The organism is Nocardia wallacei (genome assembly GCF_029869545.1).
In the GTDB taxonomy this organism is placed as follows: domain Bacteria; phylum Actinomycetota; class Actinomycetes; order Mycobacteriales; family Mycobacteriaceae; genus Nocardia; species Nocardia wallacei_A.
Map to the genome: position 1 here is coordinate 1 of NZ_JARWQD010000375.1, position 18,181 is coordinate 18,181.

At 68.2% G+C, this 18,181-nt stretch carries 15 protein-coding genes and 1 pseudogene; 9 read left to right on the forward strand and 7 right to left on the reverse strand.

Annotation, left to right across the window (positions count from 1 at the left end; all coding sequences use genetic code 11):
- Window positions 1-238: 238 nt before the first annotated feature.
- The 8 genes and pseudogenes from QH290_RS35030 to bluB all read left to right on the forward strand — a co-directional run.
- A pseudogene (locus tag QH290_RS35030) lies at window positions 239-952 on the forward strand (WS/DGAT domain-containing protein); the annotation flags it as partial.
- A gap of 46 nt (window positions 953-998) precedes the next feature.
- Complete coding sequence (locus QH290_RS35035; RefSeq protein ID WP_280269873.1) at window positions 999-1,511, forward strand: DUF6912 family protein; 513 nt, start codon at window positions 999-1,001, stop codon at window positions 1,509-1,511.
- A gap of 94 nt (window positions 1,512-1,605) precedes the next feature.
- Window positions 1,606-2,769, forward strand: coding sequence for a ferredoxin reductase (locus QH290_RS35040; RefSeq protein WP_425303689.1), 1,164 nt, complete (start codon window positions 1,606-1,608; stop codon window positions 2,767-2,769).
- 78 nt (window positions 2,770-2,847) lie between these two features.
- Window positions 2,848-4,251, forward strand: a complete 1,404-nt coding sequence (locus tag QH290_RS35045; RefSeq protein WP_280387636.1) for a fatty acid desaturase family protein — start codon at window positions 2,848-2,850, stop codon at window positions 4,249-4,251.
- A 97-nt stretch (window positions 4,252-4,348) separates the two neighbouring features.
- The gene (locus QH290_RS35050) at window positions 4,349-5,599 is read left to right on the forward strand and encodes a fatty acid desaturase family protein (RefSeq protein ID WP_280387638.1); all 1,251 of its coding nucleotides are present in this window, start codon (window positions 4,349-4,351) and stop codon (window positions 5,597-5,599) included.
- A 151-nt stretch (window positions 5,600-5,750) separates the two neighbouring features.
- Window positions 5,751-6,749, forward strand: coding sequence for a Rieske 2Fe-2S domain-containing protein (locus QH290_RS35055; RefSeq protein ID WP_280387640.1), 999 nt, complete (start codon window positions 5,751-5,753; stop codon window positions 6,747-6,749).
- Window positions 6,750-6,765: 16 nt separating this feature from the next.
- Window positions 6,766-7,851, forward strand: a complete 1,086-nt coding sequence (locus tag QH290_RS35060; protein ID WP_280269867.1) for an NAD(P)H-dependent amine dehydrogenase family protein — start codon at window positions 6,766-6,768, stop codon at window positions 7,849-7,851.
- A 34-nt stretch (window positions 7,852-7,885) separates the two neighbouring features.
- A complete protein-coding gene (gene bluB / locus QH290_RS35065) occupies window positions 7,886-8,518 on the forward strand; it encodes a 5,6-dimethylbenzimidazole synthase (RefSeq protein ID WP_280387642.1) in 633 nt (210 codons plus the stop codon).
- Between the two features lie 10 nt (window positions 8,519-8,528).
- On the opposite strand, the gene QH290_RS35070 is transcribed toward bluB, so the two are convergent.
- From QH290_RS35070 to QH290_RS35100, 7 genes are all read right to left on the reverse strand, one after another.
- The gene (locus tag QH290_RS35070; RefSeq protein ID WP_280269869.1) at window positions 8,529-9,821 is read right to left on the reverse strand and encodes an acetyl-CoA C-acyltransferase; all 1,293 of its coding nucleotides are present in this window, start codon (window positions 9,819-9,821) and stop codon (window positions 8,529-8,531) included.
- Window positions 9,822-9,992: 171 nt separating this feature from the next.
- A complete protein-coding gene (hpf, locus tag QH290_RS35075; RefSeq protein WP_280269870.1) occupies window positions 9,993-10,703 on the reverse strand; it encodes a ribosome hibernation-promoting factor, HPF/YfiA family in 711 nt (236 codons plus the stop codon).
- Window positions 10,704-10,941: 238 nt separating this feature from the next.
- Window positions 10,942-11,586, reverse strand: a complete 645-nt coding sequence (locus QH290_RS35080; RefSeq protein ID WP_280269871.1) for a ComF family protein — start codon at window positions 11,584-11,586, stop codon at window positions 10,942-10,944.
- A gap of 65 nt (window positions 11,587-11,651) precedes the next feature.
- Complete coding sequence (gene lpqB / locus QH290_RS35085; RefSeq protein WP_280269875.1) at window positions 11,652-13,424, reverse strand: MtrAB system accessory lipoprotein LpqB; 1,773 nt, start codon at window positions 13,422-13,424, stop codon at window positions 11,652-11,654.
- Window positions 13,425-13,504: 80 nt separating this feature from the next.
- Window positions 13,505-15,466 carry an MtrAB system histidine kinase MtrB gene (mtrB, locus tag QH290_RS35090; protein ID WP_425301898.1) on the reverse strand — a complete coding sequence of 654 codons (1,962 nt, stop codon included), beginning with the start codon at window positions 15,464-15,466 and terminating at the stop codon, window positions 13,505-13,507.
- Between the two features lie 49 nt (window positions 15,467-15,515).
- A complete protein-coding gene (gene mtrA / locus QH290_RS35095; RefSeq protein ID WP_228824209.1) occupies window positions 15,516-16,193 on the reverse strand; it encodes an MtrAB system response regulator MtrA in 678 nt (225 codons plus the stop codon).
- Window positions 16,194-16,271: 78 nt separating this feature from the next.
- The gene (locus tag QH290_RS35100; protein WP_280269877.1) at window positions 16,272-16,919 is read right to left on the reverse strand and encodes a dTMP kinase; all 648 of its coding nucleotides are present in this window, start codon (window positions 16,917-16,919) and stop codon (window positions 16,272-16,274) included.
- Window positions 16,920-17,048: 129 nt separating this feature from the next.
- Here QH290_RS35100 and QH290_RS35105 point away from each other — a divergent pair, with 129 nt between their 5' ends.
- A complete protein-coding gene (locus QH290_RS35105; RefSeq protein WP_425303690.1) occupies window positions 17,049-18,101 on the forward strand; it encodes a glycerophosphodiester phosphodiesterase in 1,053 nt (350 codons plus the stop codon).
- Window positions 18,102-18,181 lie beyond the last annotated feature (80 nt).

The window sequence follows — 18,181 nt, forward strand, 5'->3', positions numbered from 1 at the left end:
CCGCGTGTCCTGAGCCTCCACCTGGTTCTGGTGATACAGGAAGAATTGACCGGCCCCGACCAACACCGACACCGACAGCACGGCAACCACGACCGCAGCCCACCCGAGCCAGCCCAGTTTCCCCGCGGGGGGGGGGGGGCGGGGCCCCCCCGCCGCGGGCCCGCGGTCTAGGGGGGCCCCCGCGGTTTGGGGGGGGGGTATTTGGGCCGGGGGGGGGCCCCCCCCCGCCCTCGGCTGCCCGGACAGTCCGTTCAACGCCCGCACCTCGCGCAACCGCCGCTTCGACGTCGTACGCACCGATCTCGAGGACTACCGCAAGATCCGCAAGCGGTTCGACTGCTCCATCAACGACGTGGTGCTGGCCGTGGTGACCGGCGCGCTGCGCATCTTCCTGCAGGCCCGCGACGAGGTGCTCACCGAATCGGCGGTGCTGCGCACGGTGGTACCGATGTCGGTCTATGTCGAGGGCCCGCACGGTGACCAGCTGAAACCGGCCAGCCAGGTGTCGACGTTCCTCATCGATCTGCCGGTGGGCGAGCCGAATCCGGTGATGCGGCTGTCGCACATCTCGCACGCCACCGAGGCGCATGCGCGGCATCGGCGCGGCGTGCGGGCCCGCACCCTGGTGCACATGGCCGGTTTCGCACCCGCGAGCCTGCACGCCATGAGCGTGCGGGCGGCGAGCACGTTCGCCGAGCACACGTTCAATCTGGTGATCACCAACGCGCCGGGTCCGCAGCGGCCGATGTATATCGGCGGCGCGCGGATGCTGGAGATGTATCCGGTGTCGCCGCTGCTGCGCCACCAGGCCTCGAGTATCGGCATCACGTCCTACGACGGACACGTTTTCTACGGTCTCAATGCCGATCGTGATGCGATGGCCGATATCGGAGTACTGTCCGCTGCAGTGCACGAATCCATGGAGGAGATGCTCGGTGCCTGCGTCCAGTGAGTCCGGCAAGGCGAAGCTACGCGTGTACGTTCCGGCGACCGTTCCGATGCTGCGGGACCTGGTGGCCGACCGGGAGATCCGCGCGCTCAACGACACCGCGTTCGCGGTGACCCCGGCCCTGCGCGAGGCCTACGCCTCCGGCGACGACGAGGAACTCGCCGAGGTCGCCATGGGTGAGGCCGCCCGCGCGTCGCTGCGCCTGCTCGCCGAGGAGCGCGAGGCGGCGGCCCTGCACGCCGACGAGGACACCCCTGACACCCCCTATTCGGCCCCCCTGTACCGGCGCGCCGTGATCGCCGCCGACGTCTCGGGCACCACGCTGCGCCCCGACCTCGACGACGCCGTGGTCCGGCTGTCCGCCCCGATCGCCTACAACCAGATCGCCTCGGTGCACGTCGACCTGGCCGAGGCGGAACCGGCCGTGGCCAAGGCCGTCGACGTGGTCGACGCCGCCGACCTGGGCGACGAGGACGCCGAATTCGTCCTGGGCGACGCCGAGGACCATCAACTGGCCTGGTACGCCACCCAGGAGCTGCCCTTCCTGCTCGAGCTGATGTGACCCCCGATCCAGCCGCCCCGCGCTAACCTACGATGCCGTAACCTTGGGTCAGAGGTTGCGCCACTGGCGCGTGAGCATCGTTCAACACAGGGAAATGAGCATCCGCACGATGGTCCTGAAATCGGTACAAGGCGTCCGGGAGTGGCTGGAGGCCCCGGTCGCCGAGGCGAAGATGGCCGGGCGGACCCGGCTCAACGCGCTGCGCGGCGCGGCGGCCCGCGTCACCACCCCGCTGCTGCCCGACGACTACCTGCACCTGATCAATCCGCTGTGGTCGGCCCGCGAGCTGCGCGGGCGCATCGTCTCGGTGCGCAAGGAGACCGCCGATTCGGTCACGCTGGTGATCAGGCCGGGCTGGGGCTTCGATTTCAAGTTCACCCCGGGTCAGTACATCGGCATCGGCGTGCTCATCGAGGGGCGCTGGCACTGGCGCTCCTACTCACTGACCTGCCCACCGGACTGGGAGGATGCGGACAGCCGCGCCAAGCGCCTGATCTCCATCGCGGTCAAGGCGATGCCGGAGGGATTCCTCTCCAGCCACTTGGTCAACGGCGTCCCCGAGGGCACCGTCGTCCGGCTGGCCGCGCCGCAGGGCGGATTCGTGCTGCCGGAGCCGCCGCCCGCGAAGGTGCTGTTCCTGACCGCGGGCAGCGGCATCACGCCGGTGATGGGCATGCTGCGCACGCTGGACCGGCGCGGCAACTGGCCCGACGTGGTGCACGTGCACTCGGCGCGCACCGCCGACGACGTGATGTTCGGTGGTGAGCTGCGCACCCTGCACGACAAGCATCCCGACTTCACCTCGCACCTGCACCTGACCGGAGAGCACGGCAAGTTCGCCCTGTCCGACCTGGACGCGTTGTTCCCGGACTGGCGCGAGCGCGAGACCTGGGCGTGCGGCCCGCTGGCGATGCTCGACGATATCGAAAAGCACTGGGCGACAGCGGGTCTGAGCGACCACCTGCACGTCGAACGGTTCGAGGTGGAACGTTCGGCGGTCGGCGAGGGCGGCACCGTCACCTTCGCCCGCAGCGGCCGCAGCGCGCAGATCGACGGCGCCACCACGCTGATGCAGGCCGGTGAGGACGCCGGGGTGCAGATGCCGTTCGGCTGCCGCATGGGCATCTGCCAGACCTGCGTGGTCACCCTCACCGACGGGCACGTGCGCGATCTGCGCAACGGCGCGGAGCACCAGGCCGGGGAGAAGATTCAGACCTGCATCTCCGCCGCCGCGGGCAACTGCACCCTCGATGTGTAATCCAACGCACCACGGTCCGTAAACGCGGGTTCGGAGAAACCCGATACCCTCGCAAGAAGTCGAGAGCAGGGAGACGCGGTGGCCATCACCGATATCAAGGCGTTCGCCCATCTGACGGCGGCCGATATCGAGACCCTGGGGCAGGAACTCGACACGATTCGCCGGACCGTGGAGCAATCGCTCGGCGAACGCGACGCCAAGTACATCCGCCGGACCATCCGCGCCCAGCGCGTGCTGGAGGCGGCCGCGCGGGCCACGCTGTTCGCCGGGAAGAACCGGTGGGCGTGGGTGGCCGGTACCGCCATGCTGTCGGTGGCCAAGATCATCGAGAACATGGAGCTCGGGCACAACATCAGCCACGGGCAGTGGGACTGGATGAACGATCCGGAGATCCACTCCACCACCTGGGAGTGGGATATGACCGGCACGTCCGGGCAGTGGAAGCGCGCGCACAACTACTCCCACCACACCTACACCAACGTGCTCGGCAAGGACGAGGACTTGGGCTTCGGCATCCTGCGGATGACCCGCGACGAGCAGTGGCGGCCCATTCACCTGTTCCAGCCGATCGGCAACCTCATCCTCGCCGCGACGTTCGAGTGGGGCATCGCCCTGCACGACCTGTCGGCCGAGAAGGAACAGCTGGGCGTGCCGCGCATGCAGGTGCTGTCCGAGCCGAACAAGGCGTTCTTCCGCAAGGCCGGTCGGCAGGTGGCCAAGGATTTCGTGATCTATCCGGCGCTCACCGGCCCGGCCTGGAAGCAGACGCTGAAGGCCAACGCCACCGCCAACCTGATCCGCAATCTGTGGGCATACGCGGTGATCTTCTGCGGCCATTTCCCCGACGGCGCCGAGAAATTCACCGAGGAACATTTCGAGAACGAGACGCGGGGCGAGTGGTACCTGCGGCAGATGCTGGGCAGCGCCAATTTCCAGGCCGGACCGGCGATGGCGTTCATGAGCGGCAACCTCTGCTACCAGATCGAGCACCACCTGTTCCCCGACATCCCCAGCAGCCGCTACCCGGAGATCGCGGTCGCGGTGCGGCAGCTGTGCGACAAGTACGACCTGCCCTACACGACCGGTTCGCTGGGCAAGCAGTATCTGCTGGCATTCCGGACCATTCACAAGCTGGCGCTGCCGGACCGGTTCCTGCGCCGCACCGCCGACGACGCACCCGAGACCTCCTCCGAGCGCAAATTCGCCGGGCTCACGCTGCCGAGCCTGCCGAGCGGGTCGCTGGCGGGCGCCCGGCCGCACTGGCCCGGCGTGGACCCGGTGACCGGCCGCCGCCGCGGGCTGCGATCGGCGCTGGCCGAGGCGAAGGTGGCGCTGCAGGAGAAGGCCCGCCAGGAGAAGGAGGCCCTGCAGGAGGCGAAACAGGCCCTGCAGGAGAAGGCCCGGCAGGAGAAGCAGGTGCTGCGGAGGCGGGCGCTGCGCGAGCGCGCGATCTGGCGGGTGCGCCGCCGACGGGCCGTTTAACCACACCTTGGTCACGATCACAATGCGGCGTACGCCACAGTTGTGAATCGATCCGGAGACAACCTACGGAGCCGTAACCTACGGTAGTGTAACCGCCATGGCCATCTCGGATGTCAAGGAATACGCCCACCTCACCCCCGAGGATGTACAGGCCATCGGTGCGGAGCTGGATGCCATCCGGCGTGACATCGAGGCCTCGCGCGGCGAACGCGACGCCCGCTACATCCGCAACGTGATCCGTCTGCAGCGCGCCCTGGAGATCTCCGGCCGCGTGGTGCTGTTCGCCAGCTTCCTGCCGCCGGCCTGGCTGGCCGGAACCGCGCTGCTGAGCACCGCCAAGATCATCGAGAACATGGAAATCGGCCACAACGTCATGCACGGGCAGTGGGACTGGATGAACGATCCGGAGATCCACTCCTCGTCATGGGAGTGGGACAACGTCGGCCCGGCCGCGCACTGGAAGATCACGCACAACTTCCTGCACCACAAGTACACCAACGTGCTCGGCATGGACGACGACATCGGCTACGGCCTGCTGCGCGTCACCCGCGACCAGCGCTGGTCGCCGTTCTACTACGGCCAGCCGGTGTACAACCTGCTGCTGCAGATGTTCTTCGAATACGGCGTCGCCATCCAGCATCTGGAGCTGGGCAAGGTGATGAAGAAGAAGTACCCCGCCGACAGCCCGGAGCGCAAGCAGTTCGAGGCGGACCGGCGCCTGGTGCTGAAGAAGGTCGGCAAGCAGTGCGCGAAGGACTACCTGATCTTCCCGCTGCTGACCGGTCCGGCGTTCTTGTCCACGCTGACCGCCAACCTCACCGCCAATATCGTGCGCAACGTGTGGACCAATGCGGTGATCTTCTGCGGTCACTTCCCCGACGGCGCCGAGAAATTCACCAAGCACGACGTCGAGACCGAGACCCACGACGAGTGGTACCTGCGGCAGATGCTCGGCAGCGCCAATATTTCCGGCGGCCCGGTCATGCACTTCATGACCGGTAACCTCTCGCACCAGATCGAGCACCATCTGTTCCCCGATCTGCCGAGCAACCGGCTCGCCTCGATCGCGGTGCGGGTGCGCGCGCTGTGTGACAAGTACGACCTGCCCTACACCACAGGTTCGCTGCCGGTGCAGTACGCCAAGTCGTGGCGCACCATCATCAAGCTGTCGCTGCCCAACAAGTACCTGCGCCGCACCACCGACGACGCCCCCGAGACCAGGTCCGAGCGCGCCTTCGGCGGGACGACCACGATCGACCCGTCGACCGGCCGCCGCCGCGGCCTGCGCACGGCGCTGAAGGAAGGCCGTCGCCGCGTCGCCGCCGCGCGCCGCGCCGCCGTCGGCTGAGCATCCGCACTCATGTACCCCCCTCCGGCGAGGGGGGTACATCTGTATGCCCATCTCCACCCGATACCCGAACCGGGCAGTTTTCTGGACAGTAGTCTGGAACACGTTCTAAAGTCTTCGGGGACGGCGCCTCGCATGCTGGAGGATCGAGATGGCAAAGCCACCACTATCGATGCGGCCGACCGGCTGGTTCCAGGTGGCGTGGTGCGCCGAGATCGGCGTCGGCGCCGTGCACAGGATGAAGTACTTCGGCCGCGAGATGGTGGCCTGGCGCGCGGCCTCCGGCCGGCTCTCGGTCTTCGACGCCTACTGCGAGCATCTCGGCGCCCACCTCGGGTACGGCGGCCATGTCGAGGGCGAGAATCTGGTGTGCCCGTTCCACGGCTGGGAGTGGAATCGCGAGGGGCGCAACGTGTGCATCCCGTACGAGAGCCACCCGAACAGGGGGCGGCGGATCCGCAGCTATCCCGTGGTCGAGCGGAACGAAGCGGTGTGGATCTGGCACGACATCGACGGGCGGACACCGTATTTCGAGGTTCCGGACCTGTTCGAGGCCTTCGGTGACGGCAAGACCGCGGCCGATTACTATCCGCCGGTCCCCGCGGCCACGCTGTTGCGGGAACGGCTGGAATTGCATCCGCAGTACATCATGGAGAACGGTGTCGATTTCGCCCACTTCAAGTACGTCCACAAGACGCCGTTCGTCCCGGAGTTCACCCGGCACGACTTCGCCGGGCCGGTATCGCATGTCGATTTCACGATCGCATTCGACGAGGGGGTGACCGCGGACGACGTCCACAGCGGTGTGGAGTCGATCAACGCGGGGCTGGGCTGCTCGATCACCAAGAGCTGGGGCATGGTCGACAACCGCACCATGCCCGCGGTCACGCCGGTCGACGAGTGCACCTCGGATGTCCGCTTCACCGTCTGGATCGGACGCAAACCCGGCGACGACTCCCCGGAGATCACCGACTACGGCCGGACCATGGCGGAATTCGTCATCGAGCAGTTCGAGGCCGACATCAATATCTGGGCGCATCAGCGGTACTCCGACCCACCCGCCCTGTCGCGCAAGGAATTCGAGGGATTCAGGGCGCTGCGCGAATGGGCGGTGCAGTTCTATCCCGAAGGCGTATCGGCAGATTCATGATCGAAGGGCAGACAGTATGAGCACCTCCCGCAGGATCCGGGTATTCCAGGTCGCGACGGGCAATCTCGGCACCGAGATGATCGGACGCATTCGCAATCACCCCGATCTCGAACTCGTCGGCCTGCACTGCTACTCGCCCGACAAGATCGGACGCGACGCCGGGGAGATCGTCGGCATCGGCCCGATCGGTATCACCGCCACCGGCACGGTCGAGGAGATCATCGCCGCGCGGCCCGACGTCCTCACCTTCCACGGTGTGTTCCCGGACGAGGGCCTCTACGAGAAGGTCCTGGAGGCCGGGATCAATGTGGTGACCACCGCGGACTGGATCACCGGCTTCCACCGCGACACCAATCACCCGCACCCCTCGGGCAGGAAGGTGAGCGAGGTCATCCAGGCGGCCTGCGAACGCGGTGACGCGACCTTCTACGGCACCGGCATGAACCCGGGCCTGTGCCAGATCCTCGGAATCGTGCACACCGCGGACGTTTCCGAGATCGAGAACATCACCGTCACCGAATCGGTCGACGTCTCCTGCCACCACTCCGTCGATACCTGGCAGGCGGTCGGATACGGCCGACCGGTCGACGACCCGGATATCCCGGACTCGCTCTACAAGTACACCGCGGTCTTCGCCGACGCCGTACACCTGATGGCCGATGCCTTCGATCTCGAACTCGACGAGGTGCGATTCGACCACGAACTCGGCGCCTGCACCAAGGACATCGACCTCGGCTGGTATCGGCTGCCCAAGGGCTCGCTGGGCGCCAGCTACATCAAATATCAGGGCATGGTCGGCGGCGTGCCGCGCATCGAGACCCACCTCGAATGGCAGATGACGCCGCACACCGATCCGGCGTGGAATATCAAGGGTTGCTACATCACTCAGGTCACCGGCGACCCCAACATCTACAGCAAGCACATGATCTTCCCCCGCAAGGGATTCGACCTGTCGAACCCCGACAACTTCGCCTCGATCGGCATGACGGTCACCGGCCTCCCCGCCCTGAACTCGATCGCCTCCGTCGTCGCGGCCCGCCCGGGCATCATCACCAGCGCCGACCTACCGCTACGCGCCTTCGCCGGACGCTTCAGCCGCTGACGCCGTCCCCTCCCCCACCTGGTTGACTGTTGCCGTGGTTGCGGAGGCGAGTATCTACGAGGTGATCCGGCGGCGGCGGGATGTGCGCGCGGAGTTCACCGGCGAACTCGTGGACGATGCGACGCTGCTGCGAATTCTGGACGCCGCGCATCGGGCGCCGAGTGTGGGCAATTCGCAGCCGTGGGACTTCGTGGTGGTGCGCGAGCGGGGAACGCTGACGCGCTTCGCCGACCACGTCGCCGCCAAGCGCCTCGAGTTCCGGGACGCGCTGCCGCCGGAGCGGGCGCGCACCTTCGAGCCGATCAAGATCGAGGGCATCACCGAGAGCGGCACGGGCATCGTGGTGACCCACGACGACGAGCGCGGTGGCCCGCAGGTGCTGGGCCGGGCCACCGTCCCCGAAACCGGGCTCTACTCCACGATTCTCGCCATCCAGAACCTGTGGCTGGCCGCCACCGCCGAGGGCGTCGGCGTCGGCTGGGTCAGCTTCTACGACGCCCCCTTCCTCACCGAACTGATGCGGCTCCCACCCGGCATCCGCCCGATCGCGTGGCTGTGCGTGGGACCCGTCCGCGAATTCCAGGAGGTCCCCGACCTCGAACGCTTCGGCTGGCGCACCCGCCGCCCCCTGGAGAACGCCATCCACTGGGAGCACTTCCGCGCCTGAGCCCCGAACCTCAGACTCGCTCGAGGACGGCGGAGGCGCCGATGCCGCCCGCGGCGCAGATGCCCAGCAGGGCGGCGCTCTTGCCGGAGAGGGCGAGTTCGTTGGCCATGGTGGTGACCATGCGGGCGCCGGTGGCGCCGAAGGGGTGGCCGAGGGAGACCGAGCCGCCGTGCACGTTCAGGATCGCCGGGTCGATGGTGCCGACCGCGGTGTCGCGGTCCAGCCGCGTCTTGGCCCACTCGTCGCTGGCGAGCGCGGCCAGCACCGACAGCGTCTGCGCGGCGAATGCCTCGTGGATATCGACGAAATCGACGTCCCCGAGCGACATTCCGGCCTTGTCCAGGGCGCGCGGCATGGAGATGGCCGGGCCGATCAGCACCTGGTCGCGCGGGTCCACGCTGACATAACTCCAGGACCGGAACGCCGCCAGTGGTTCCAGGCCCAGCGACCGCGCCTTCTCCTCGCTCATCAGCAGTACCGCCGACGCCCCGTCGGTGAGCGGGCTGGCATTGCCCGCCGTCACCGTGCCGTTCTTCGCGAAGACCGGCGGCAGCGTGGCGAGCTTCTCGACGCTCGAATTCGCGCGCACCAGCCCGTCGCGGGTGACCGACTTCCCTTCCGGCGTAACGACTTCCAGCACCTCGCGGTCGAAACGCCCGGATTCGATCGCCGCGGCGGCGCGCTGATGCGAGCGGGCGGCGAACTCGTCCTGCGCGGCACGTGTGACGCCGTGGATACCGGCCATCTTCTCCGCCGACTCCCCCATCACCTCGCCGGTGGTGCGCTCCTCGATCTTGGGCCGCCGCGGCACGATATCGGTGAACGGCGCCAGCTGCGCCACCGCGGCAAGATAGTCCTTCGGCTTCGGCTTGCCCAGCGCCAGCGGCGCCGCCGCGTGCACCACCTTCTGCGGCAGCTTCACCTCGGCGTTGCTGGTGGAGTCGCTGCCGCCCGCGATCATGATGTCGTACTCGCCGCGCTCGATGGCCGCCGCGGCCGAGGTGACCGCCTGCAGCCCGGAGGCGCAGGCGCGGGTCACGGTGTGGCCCTCACACCCCGGATCCAGTCGCAGATCGAGCGCGATCTCCCGCGCGATGTTCGGCGCCGCGCTCGGCAGGATCACCCCGCCCCACACGATCGCCTGCACCTGATCCTTGGGCAGCCCGGTCCGCTCCAGCAGACCGGCCACCGCCGCATCGGCCAGGTCGATGGAGTCCATCCGGGTGTAGTCGGTGAACGCGCGCACGAACGGCGTCCGCACTCCGGAGACGATGACGGCGCGACGAGCACCCTTGCTTGCCATGGGGATCACCTTTCGACAGAACCACCTGGCACCAAACTTACTTGGAAGTAAGAAGAAAATCGAGACACGGTGTCACAGACAAGTCCCGCCGGAGGGCGATTCGTCCCCCGAATACAGCAAAGGGGCCGAACGGCAGGTCGCCGCCCGGCCCGCACGCGGACAGAGCGCCTGCTACGTGAGCCTGATCAGGCCGTAGTCGAAGGCGTGACGACGGTAGACCACCGAGGGACGGTCGGTCTCACGGTCGTGGAACAGGAAGAAGTCGTGACCGACGAGTTCCATCTGGTACAGGGCGTCGTCGACCGACATCGGGGTCGCGGAATGGACCTTGGTCCGGACGATATGACCCGGACCGGCGTACTCGCCCGGCTCCGGCTCATCGGATCGATGGTCGTGGGCGGCGGATCCGTTGGCGCCGACCAGCGCGTCGTCCATCAGGGTGGCGGTGGCCTCGGCCACCGACAGCGGCGTCTTCTCGCCGTAGTGCACCCGCCGCCGGTCCTTGCTGCGGCGCAGCCGGCTCTCCAGCTTCTCCACGGCCGACTCGAGGGCCGCGTAGAAGCTGTCGGCGCACGCCTCGGCGCGCGCGACCGGGCCCTTACCGCGGGCGGTGATCTCGACGCGCTGGCAGCTCTTGCGCTGGCGGCGATTGCGTTCGTGGAACAGCTCCACGTCGAACAGGTGGATCGACGGGTCGAAGCGTTCGAGTCGCGAGAGCTTGCCCGCGACATGGATGCGGAAATGATCGGGGACCTCGACGTTGCGGCCTTTCACCACGACGTCCGCACGAGGCGTCCTGGGCCGGTCCGCTGCAGGCTGCTCGGCGCCGTTGCGCTCGGAGTCGAACGCAGTGCCGTAACGGGCCGAGGGATCTGCTTTCACTGAAGGTCGTGAAGTCGTCACGCGTACCTCCCGGATCTGGCCGCACAACCGTGTCATGTGCGGCGGGATTCAACCGTGCCGAGCTGGGGCCGGAGGACTGGGACGGAACACCGGAAACTCGGCACGAAGTCGTCCGAGGCGCCACCTCCAAACTCTGGGTTCGGGTGTCAGATCGCTCTGTCAGCAACGCTATTACGCCAGCGATCCGTCCGCCAGTGTTCACGCAAATTTCAAGGATTCAAGCCGCGCACGTCACCACCACGGAACGGGTGGGGACCCCGGCGCGCGCGAGCACGAGCACCGACTCGCCCGCCGTGGCACCCGTTGTGAGGACGTCATCCACCAGCACTACCTCAGCATTCGGATCCGCGAGCGCGGCGGGCAGCGAACCGTTGCGCACGATGATCCGCCCATGTAGGTTGTGTCGCCGGTCGCTCGGCCCGAGCCCGACCGAATCCCGCACGCCGCGCCGCATGGCCAAGACGGGCACGACCCGGCAATCGGGCAGCCAACTCGCGGCGACCCGGGCGGTCCGGGCCACCGGATCGCCGCCGCGCCGCCGGGCGGCCGCACCCCGGCTCGGCGCCGGAACCAGTAGCAGCCGCCGATCGCGGGACCGCAGTGTATCCAGACCCCTGGCCAATGCCAACCCCAGCGGCGCGGCCAGATCCCGGCGCCCACGCTCCTTGGCCGCCACCACCGCGCGCCGCCCGGCGCCCGCATAGGGCCCCAGCGCCCAGCACGGGACGCCGGGATCGGTCCGTGGCCGCACCCGGATCGGCGGCCCCGCCAGGCTCGCCGCACATCGGGCACACCAGCCGTCCCCGAGCGCGCCACACCCGCCGCACGCCTGGGGCAGGATCAGATCCAGCAGTGTCCGCACGGCGTCGAGTGTGGCCGCTTCCACCGACAAGTTCGAGTCACAGGAACGGCACTCGCACGAGCGGCCTAGCCGGGCAGCACGGGCACGGCATTGGCGCCGAGGCCCGGGACCTCCCGCCAGAACCGTTCGCTGCTCGGCTCCCGGGACTGCAACTGCATCACCGCGCGCTGGTCGACCACGTACTGGACGTCGAGCGACGCACTCACCACACGTATCGGGTAGGTCAGGTTCTGGCTGGTCAGGGGAGTTGGTTGCCAGCCATCGATGAACGCCGTCTCGACCGGCTCGGCGGTATTCTCCCGGCCGATCAGGAGGTTGTCACCGCCGAGCCAGTCCAGCGAGACCGCGGAGGTGCCCAGGCTGACGGCCACCGGCAGCGGCGAGGCCAGCGCGAACCTGCCATCGGGCCGCGGCACCACCACGGCGACGAATACCCGGCCGCCCGCGATGAGCGCCGCCCGGGCGCCCGTCCGGGAGATCCGCAGCTCGGTGATGGGCAGACGCAGCGGCGGATCCGACAGGGAGGGCGACGGCGCGAACAACGCGGACGAATCGACGTCCTGGACCGACACGGTCCCGGTGTTTCGGTCGTGCACAGCACGGATGACTCGTTCGCCGTCGATGACGGTCCACGCGGAGCCCCCGTCGACGGTCCACGACGGGCGGGTGAAGGAATCGCCTTCCGCGACCGGGAAGGCATTGCCGTCGTAGTTGCCGATCACCAGCGTCCTGCCGGGCTGGGGAGCGGGGCGGCCGGTGTCCGCAATCGCGGCCACCAACTGCCCGTCCTGCGACAATCCGACCGATTGCAGGTTGCGCGCGCTACCGAAATAGCCCGGCGTCGGCACGAACCCGCTATCGGTCACCTTCACCAGGGCGCCATCGCGCACCGCATGCAGGCCGATCTTGTTCTGCGCGTTGGCCGTCGGGCTGTAGGCATTGACATCTGTGACCTGCCAGCCGGTGGTGGCGAACCGCTCGTCGAGGGGCTTGCCGTCGCTCAGCAAGAAGTACGGTCCGAGGATCTCGGCGCTGGACAGGGTCGAAACCACCTGCGCGGCCAGCAGCTCCTTGCTGTGCGGGTCCAGGCCGGACGCACCGCTGAAGTCGATCTGTACGCCTCCCAGGCCGATACCCACTCCCTCGGTTTCCCCGTTGGGCTTGGTGGGACGCCCGCGTACGGACACCGGTCCGGACAACACGTTGCGCACCGCTGGAGCCAGGGCACCCTGCGGACCACGCGACAGCAGCGTCAGCAGCCACTGCGCGCGCTGATCCTTGCGCACCGCGTTCCAGCGCAGGTCGGGCACCATCGATGTACCCGCCGCATTGGAGAAGTAGACCGAATAGCGCTGGTACATCTTCTCGAAAGCGTTGCTGTCGATCACCACGCCCAGGTCGGGTGACAATGCGCTGATGCGCCACTCGCCGTCCACCCTGGCCATTTCGATCGGGGTCTCGAAGGTCATGTCGGCGGCGCGAAAGGAGCCGTCGGCCTCCAACTCGCCGATCTTGCGCGCCCGAATCTGATAGGTCGCCACGTCGGCGGATCTGGACAGCCGCAGCGTATCGGGGCGGTCGACGATCACCGTTCGGGCGGCGTCGTCCCAGTTTTCCGCCTCCTCCGGGGTCAAATACTGGCGGGCGGTCTGGTGGTGGTTGGTCGGGTCCGCGGTGGCCTGCAGGAAGTCGCGGAGCAGCAGGTCCGGGTCGCGCCCGGCGGTCGGCGGCGGCGGACCGGCCGATGTGGGTTCCCGGTCGATCGTGCCCAGCGCCTGCGGGGGCGAGGAGTCCGGAAGGTTGGCGCAACCGGCCAGGGTGATCATCGCCAGGGCCATGCCGAGCACGGCGCGCACCACGGGCCAGCGGCGGGTGGGTGGTCGCACCGCGGTGTGATTTCGCGTTGTGGACGGCACAGTCATTGTCTCGGCCCTCCGGTGTCGTCGAGCGCGGAATCATCGGACGAGCCGGCGCCGTTTCCGGAGCCGGCGGGTGGCTCGGACGGCGCCGAACCCCGTTCCACCCCAGCGGAATTCGAGTCGACCGCCGATTCGCCCGCCGCCGCGGCGCCGTTCGTATCGCCGGATCCGGCGGCGGCCTCGCGTGCCTCGTGGTCCCCGGACGCCGACGCCCGCGGCGCGCCGTCGGAACCCGGCTCGTCGCGCTCCGCGCCGCCCGTCGGCTCGGCGTTGCTCGGCGATTCCGTGCCGTCCGCCGGTGCCGCGGCGTCGCCGATATCCGAATCACCCTGCAGGGCAACCGATTCCGCGGTCAGCAGTTTACGTTTGGGCGGCTCCAGGGTGAGCGGGCTGCTCCCCAGTTTGCGGCCGCGGACCAGCGGCAGCGTGAGCCGGAAGCTGGCGCCCAGTCCGGGCTCGCCCCATGCCTCCAGCCTGCCGTCGTGCAGGTTGGCGTCCTCCACGCTGATCGACAGGCCGAGCCCGGTGCCGCCGGAGCGGCGCATCCGCGAGGGATCCGAGCGCCAGAACCGGTTGAACACCAGCTTCTCCTCGCCCGGCCGCAGGCCCACACCCTGATCGCGCACCACGATGGCCACCGCGTTGGCCTCGGTGTCGCCGCGCATGCGGATCAGTACGGGCTTGCCCTCGCTGTGGTCGATGGCGTTGGCCAGCAGATTGCGCAGCACCCGCTCCACGCGGCGCGGGTCCACCTCGGCCACCAGCGGATCCTCGGGCAGGTCCACCACGAGTTCCACGCTCGACTCCTTGGCCAGATGCCGGACGGTGGAGATGGCCGCCCGCGCGCACATGCGCACATCCAGCGACTCCACCTGCAGTTCGGCGACGCCCGCGTCGTGGCGGCTGATCTCGAGCAGGTCATTGAGCAGACCCTCGAACCGGTCCAGCTCGGTGACCAGCAGCTCGGCGCTGCGCGCCAGCGCCGGATCCAGTTCGTCGCTGGAACCGTGGATCAGGTCGGCCGCCATCCGCACCGTGGTCAGCGGCGTGCGCAGCTCGTGGCTGACATCGGAGGTGAACCGTCGCTGCAGATTGCCGAACTCCTCCAGCTGGGTGATCTGGTTGGACAGGCTTTCCGCCATCTCGTTGAACGACATGGCCAGCCGGGCCATATCGTCCTCGCCCCGGACGAGCATCCGCTCCTTGAGCCGCCCGTCGGCGAAGCGGCTGGCGATCCGCGCGGCGGACCGGATCGGCAGCACCACCTGCCGGGTCACCAGCGCGGTGATCGCGGCCAGCAACACCAGCAGGACACCGCCGCCGATGAACATGGTGCCGGCCATCAGTCCGCGACTGCGTTCCTCGTTGGACAGCGGGAAGATCAGATAGATCTCCAGGGTGGGCACCTCGACGCTGGGACTGCCGATGATCAGCGCCGAACCGCGGTACCAGTCGGGATCCGACACGGTCGTGAACTGATAGCTCACCTGGTTCTGCTGCACGAAGCGACGCAGCTCGGCGGGCACGTCCTGGATCGGGCCCGCGGGGAGCTCCCGCTGGCCGTCACCGACCATGGCCAGCGCCGCCCGATAGCCGCCCGCGGCGCCGACCGTCTGCGAACTGGAGCCCGACGACAGCGCGCCCAGGGCATCCTGCAGACGGATCGCCTGGGTGCCCGAATCGTGCACGCCCGTCATCTGATTCTCGACCGTATTGCGGGCGCGGCTCATCTCCTCGACCGCCGCATTGATCTTGGCGTCGAGCAGGCGGTCGGTGATCTGACTGGTCAGGACCACGCCGAGGATCGTGATCACGATCAGGGACAGCGTCAGCGTCGAGACCACGACGCGCAACTGCAGCGACCGCCGCCACATGTGGCCGAGCGCTTCACCTACGGATTTGGACCAGGCCACCACAGCCGCCAGCAACCGCTCCAGGCGGTCTCTGGAGCCATCGATCACGACTTCGCCTCGTCGGCGCTCGCCTCCGCCGTTCTCGCGAGCGCAGCCGTCACGGAGGCCCGGCCTTGTAACCCACGCCGCGGACGGTCAGCACGATCTCGGGATTCTCCGGGTCCTTCTCGACCTTGGCGCGCAGCCGCTGGACGTGCACGTTGACCAGGCGGGTATCGGCCGCGTGCCGGTAACCCCAGACCTGCTCCAGCAGCACCTCGCGGGTGAAGACCTGGCGCGGCTTGCGGGCCAGCGCCACCAGCAGATCGAACTCCAGCGGGGTCAGCGAGATCTGCTGACCGGACCGGGTCACCTTGTGCGCCGGCACGTCGATGACGATGTCCGCGATCGACAGCAGCTCGGCCGGCTCCTCCTCGGTGCGGCGCAGGCGGGCCCGCACCCGGGCGACGAGTTCCTTCGGCTTGAACGGCTTGACGATGTAATCGTCGGCACCCGACTCCAACCCCAGCACGACATCGACCGTGTCCGTCTTGGCCGTCAGCATCACGATCGGCACACCGGAGTCGGCCCGCAGCACGCGGCAGACGTCGATGCCGTTCATGCCGGGCAGCATGAGATCCAGCAACACCAGGTCGGGGCGCAATTCCCGGACCGCGGTGAGCGCCTGCGTGCCGTCGCCGACCACGTGGGGATCGAAACCCTCGCCGCGCAAGACGATCGTGAGCATCTCCGCGAGCGCCATATCGTCGTCGACGACCAGAATCTTCGGCTTCATAACTACTATGTTGTCATCTCTCCGGCTCGGAACGGGCAACCACGCCAACACTGGTACATTACCGACGCACATCCAACCCTATCGGGCAACCTTTTCCGAGAGGCGCGCGGCGAGTGTTGCCGGATCGTCATGTGGCGCATGGATCCACCAGGTCCCATGCCACTGCGATGCGGCCAACACACGATAGACCGCCGCCGTGCGTTCCTGCAGTGCTTTGTCGCTTTCGTAGGCGTCCAGGGCACGGGCGCTGTCGAGTTCGCCGCGGCGGCGGGCACGTTCGGCGGCCAGTTCGGTGGGCACATCCAGCAGCACCTGCACATCGGGTACCGGCAATTCGAACCTGCCGAATTCCAATTCCGCGACCCACGAAGCCATTTCACCATCCGCGGACTGGTCGGTCCGGGCGGCGTTGTAGGCGGCATTCGAGGCGACGTAGCGATCGAGTAGCACAATGTCGTTGTCGGCCAACAACTTCAGCAGATCCTCGCGCGCGTCGGCGCGATCGAGCGCGAACAGCAGGGCCATCGCTTCGACCGACGCCGCCAGGTCGCCGTGCCGCCCGCGCAGCGCCTCGGCCGCGAGATCGGCGTGGATCGACCGGCCGTAGCGGGGGAACGCGAGCGTCTCGACCCGCAGCCCGCGGGTCCGCAGATCCGCGACGACGGCGTCGATCAGCGTGCGCTTGCCCGCGCCGTCGAGCCCCTCCACCGCCACCAACGCACCCATGCGCAACAGGTTAGACGGTCGCGTGCGGCGCGCCCCGGTCACCTGCGCGTCAACTTTTGTTGCCCTTCGATGGCTAGGGTGACCCGAATGCGGCCTTCCCGAACCAGCTCCTCCCGCGCCCGGTGGGCGATTCCCGCCCTCGGCTGCGCCCTCGCCGTGACCGCGCTGACCGCCTGCGGCGGCGAGGACACGACCCCGAGCCCGTCCACCCCGACCGGTCCGGCTTCGAATCGCACGGTGGACCTGCAATCGCATCGCGGTGGGCGCGGCCTGTGGACCGAGGAATCCCTCGCCGCCTACGCGCATTCGATCGAACTCGGCGTCAGCACGCTGGAACTGGATATCGGGGTGACCGCCGATCGGGTGCCGGTGATCTGGCACGACGCCACGATTCAGGCGGACAAGTGCGCCGATACGGCACCGGCGTTTCCGGGCGATCCGCAATTCCCCTATGTGGGAAAGACGATCCGCGAACTGCGCTACGAACAGGTCCGCACGCTGGATTGCGCGAAGAAGCTGCCGAACTTTCCCGAACAGCAGCCCGTCGCCGGTAATCGGATCGCGCGGCTGCCCGAACTGTTCGATCTGGTGAAGAGTTATCCGGGCGCATTCGACACGCTTCGCTACAACATCGAAACCAAGATCGAGGCCGAACATCCCGAGCAGACCGCCCCGCCGCAGGAATTCGTCGACGTCGTCCTCGACGAGGTCGACCGCGCGGGCGCCGCCGACAAGGTGGAGATCCAGAGTTTCGACTGGTCCAGCCTGCCGCTGGTGCAGCGGCGCAACCCGGACATTCCCACCGTCGCGCTCTACGACGAGACCACCTTCAAGGCGGGCAGCCGCTGGCTGGGCCCGATCCGGTACGAGGAGCACCCCGGCGACCCGCTCGGGGCGATCGTCGCGCTGGGCGCCGACATCGCCTCCCCGCACTACGTCCCCGGCGAGAACAGCCCCACCAAAATCACCGACCCCGGCTTCACCTTCACCGCCGACGCCGACTACGTCCGCAGGGCTCACGAGAAGGGCCTGAAGGTTGTCCCATGGACGGTCAACGACCAGGCCACGATCGAGGGCCAACTGGACACGGGAGTAGACGGGGTGATCACGGACTACCCGGACCGAGGACGAAAGGCGTTGGAGGCCAAGGGCTTACCGACCCCACCCGCGTACCGGAAATGATCCCGTTGCCGGGGGGGGGGGGGGGGGGGGGGGCGCGGGGGCGGCCGCGGCGGGGGGGGGGAGCGGAGCAGAAAACCCCG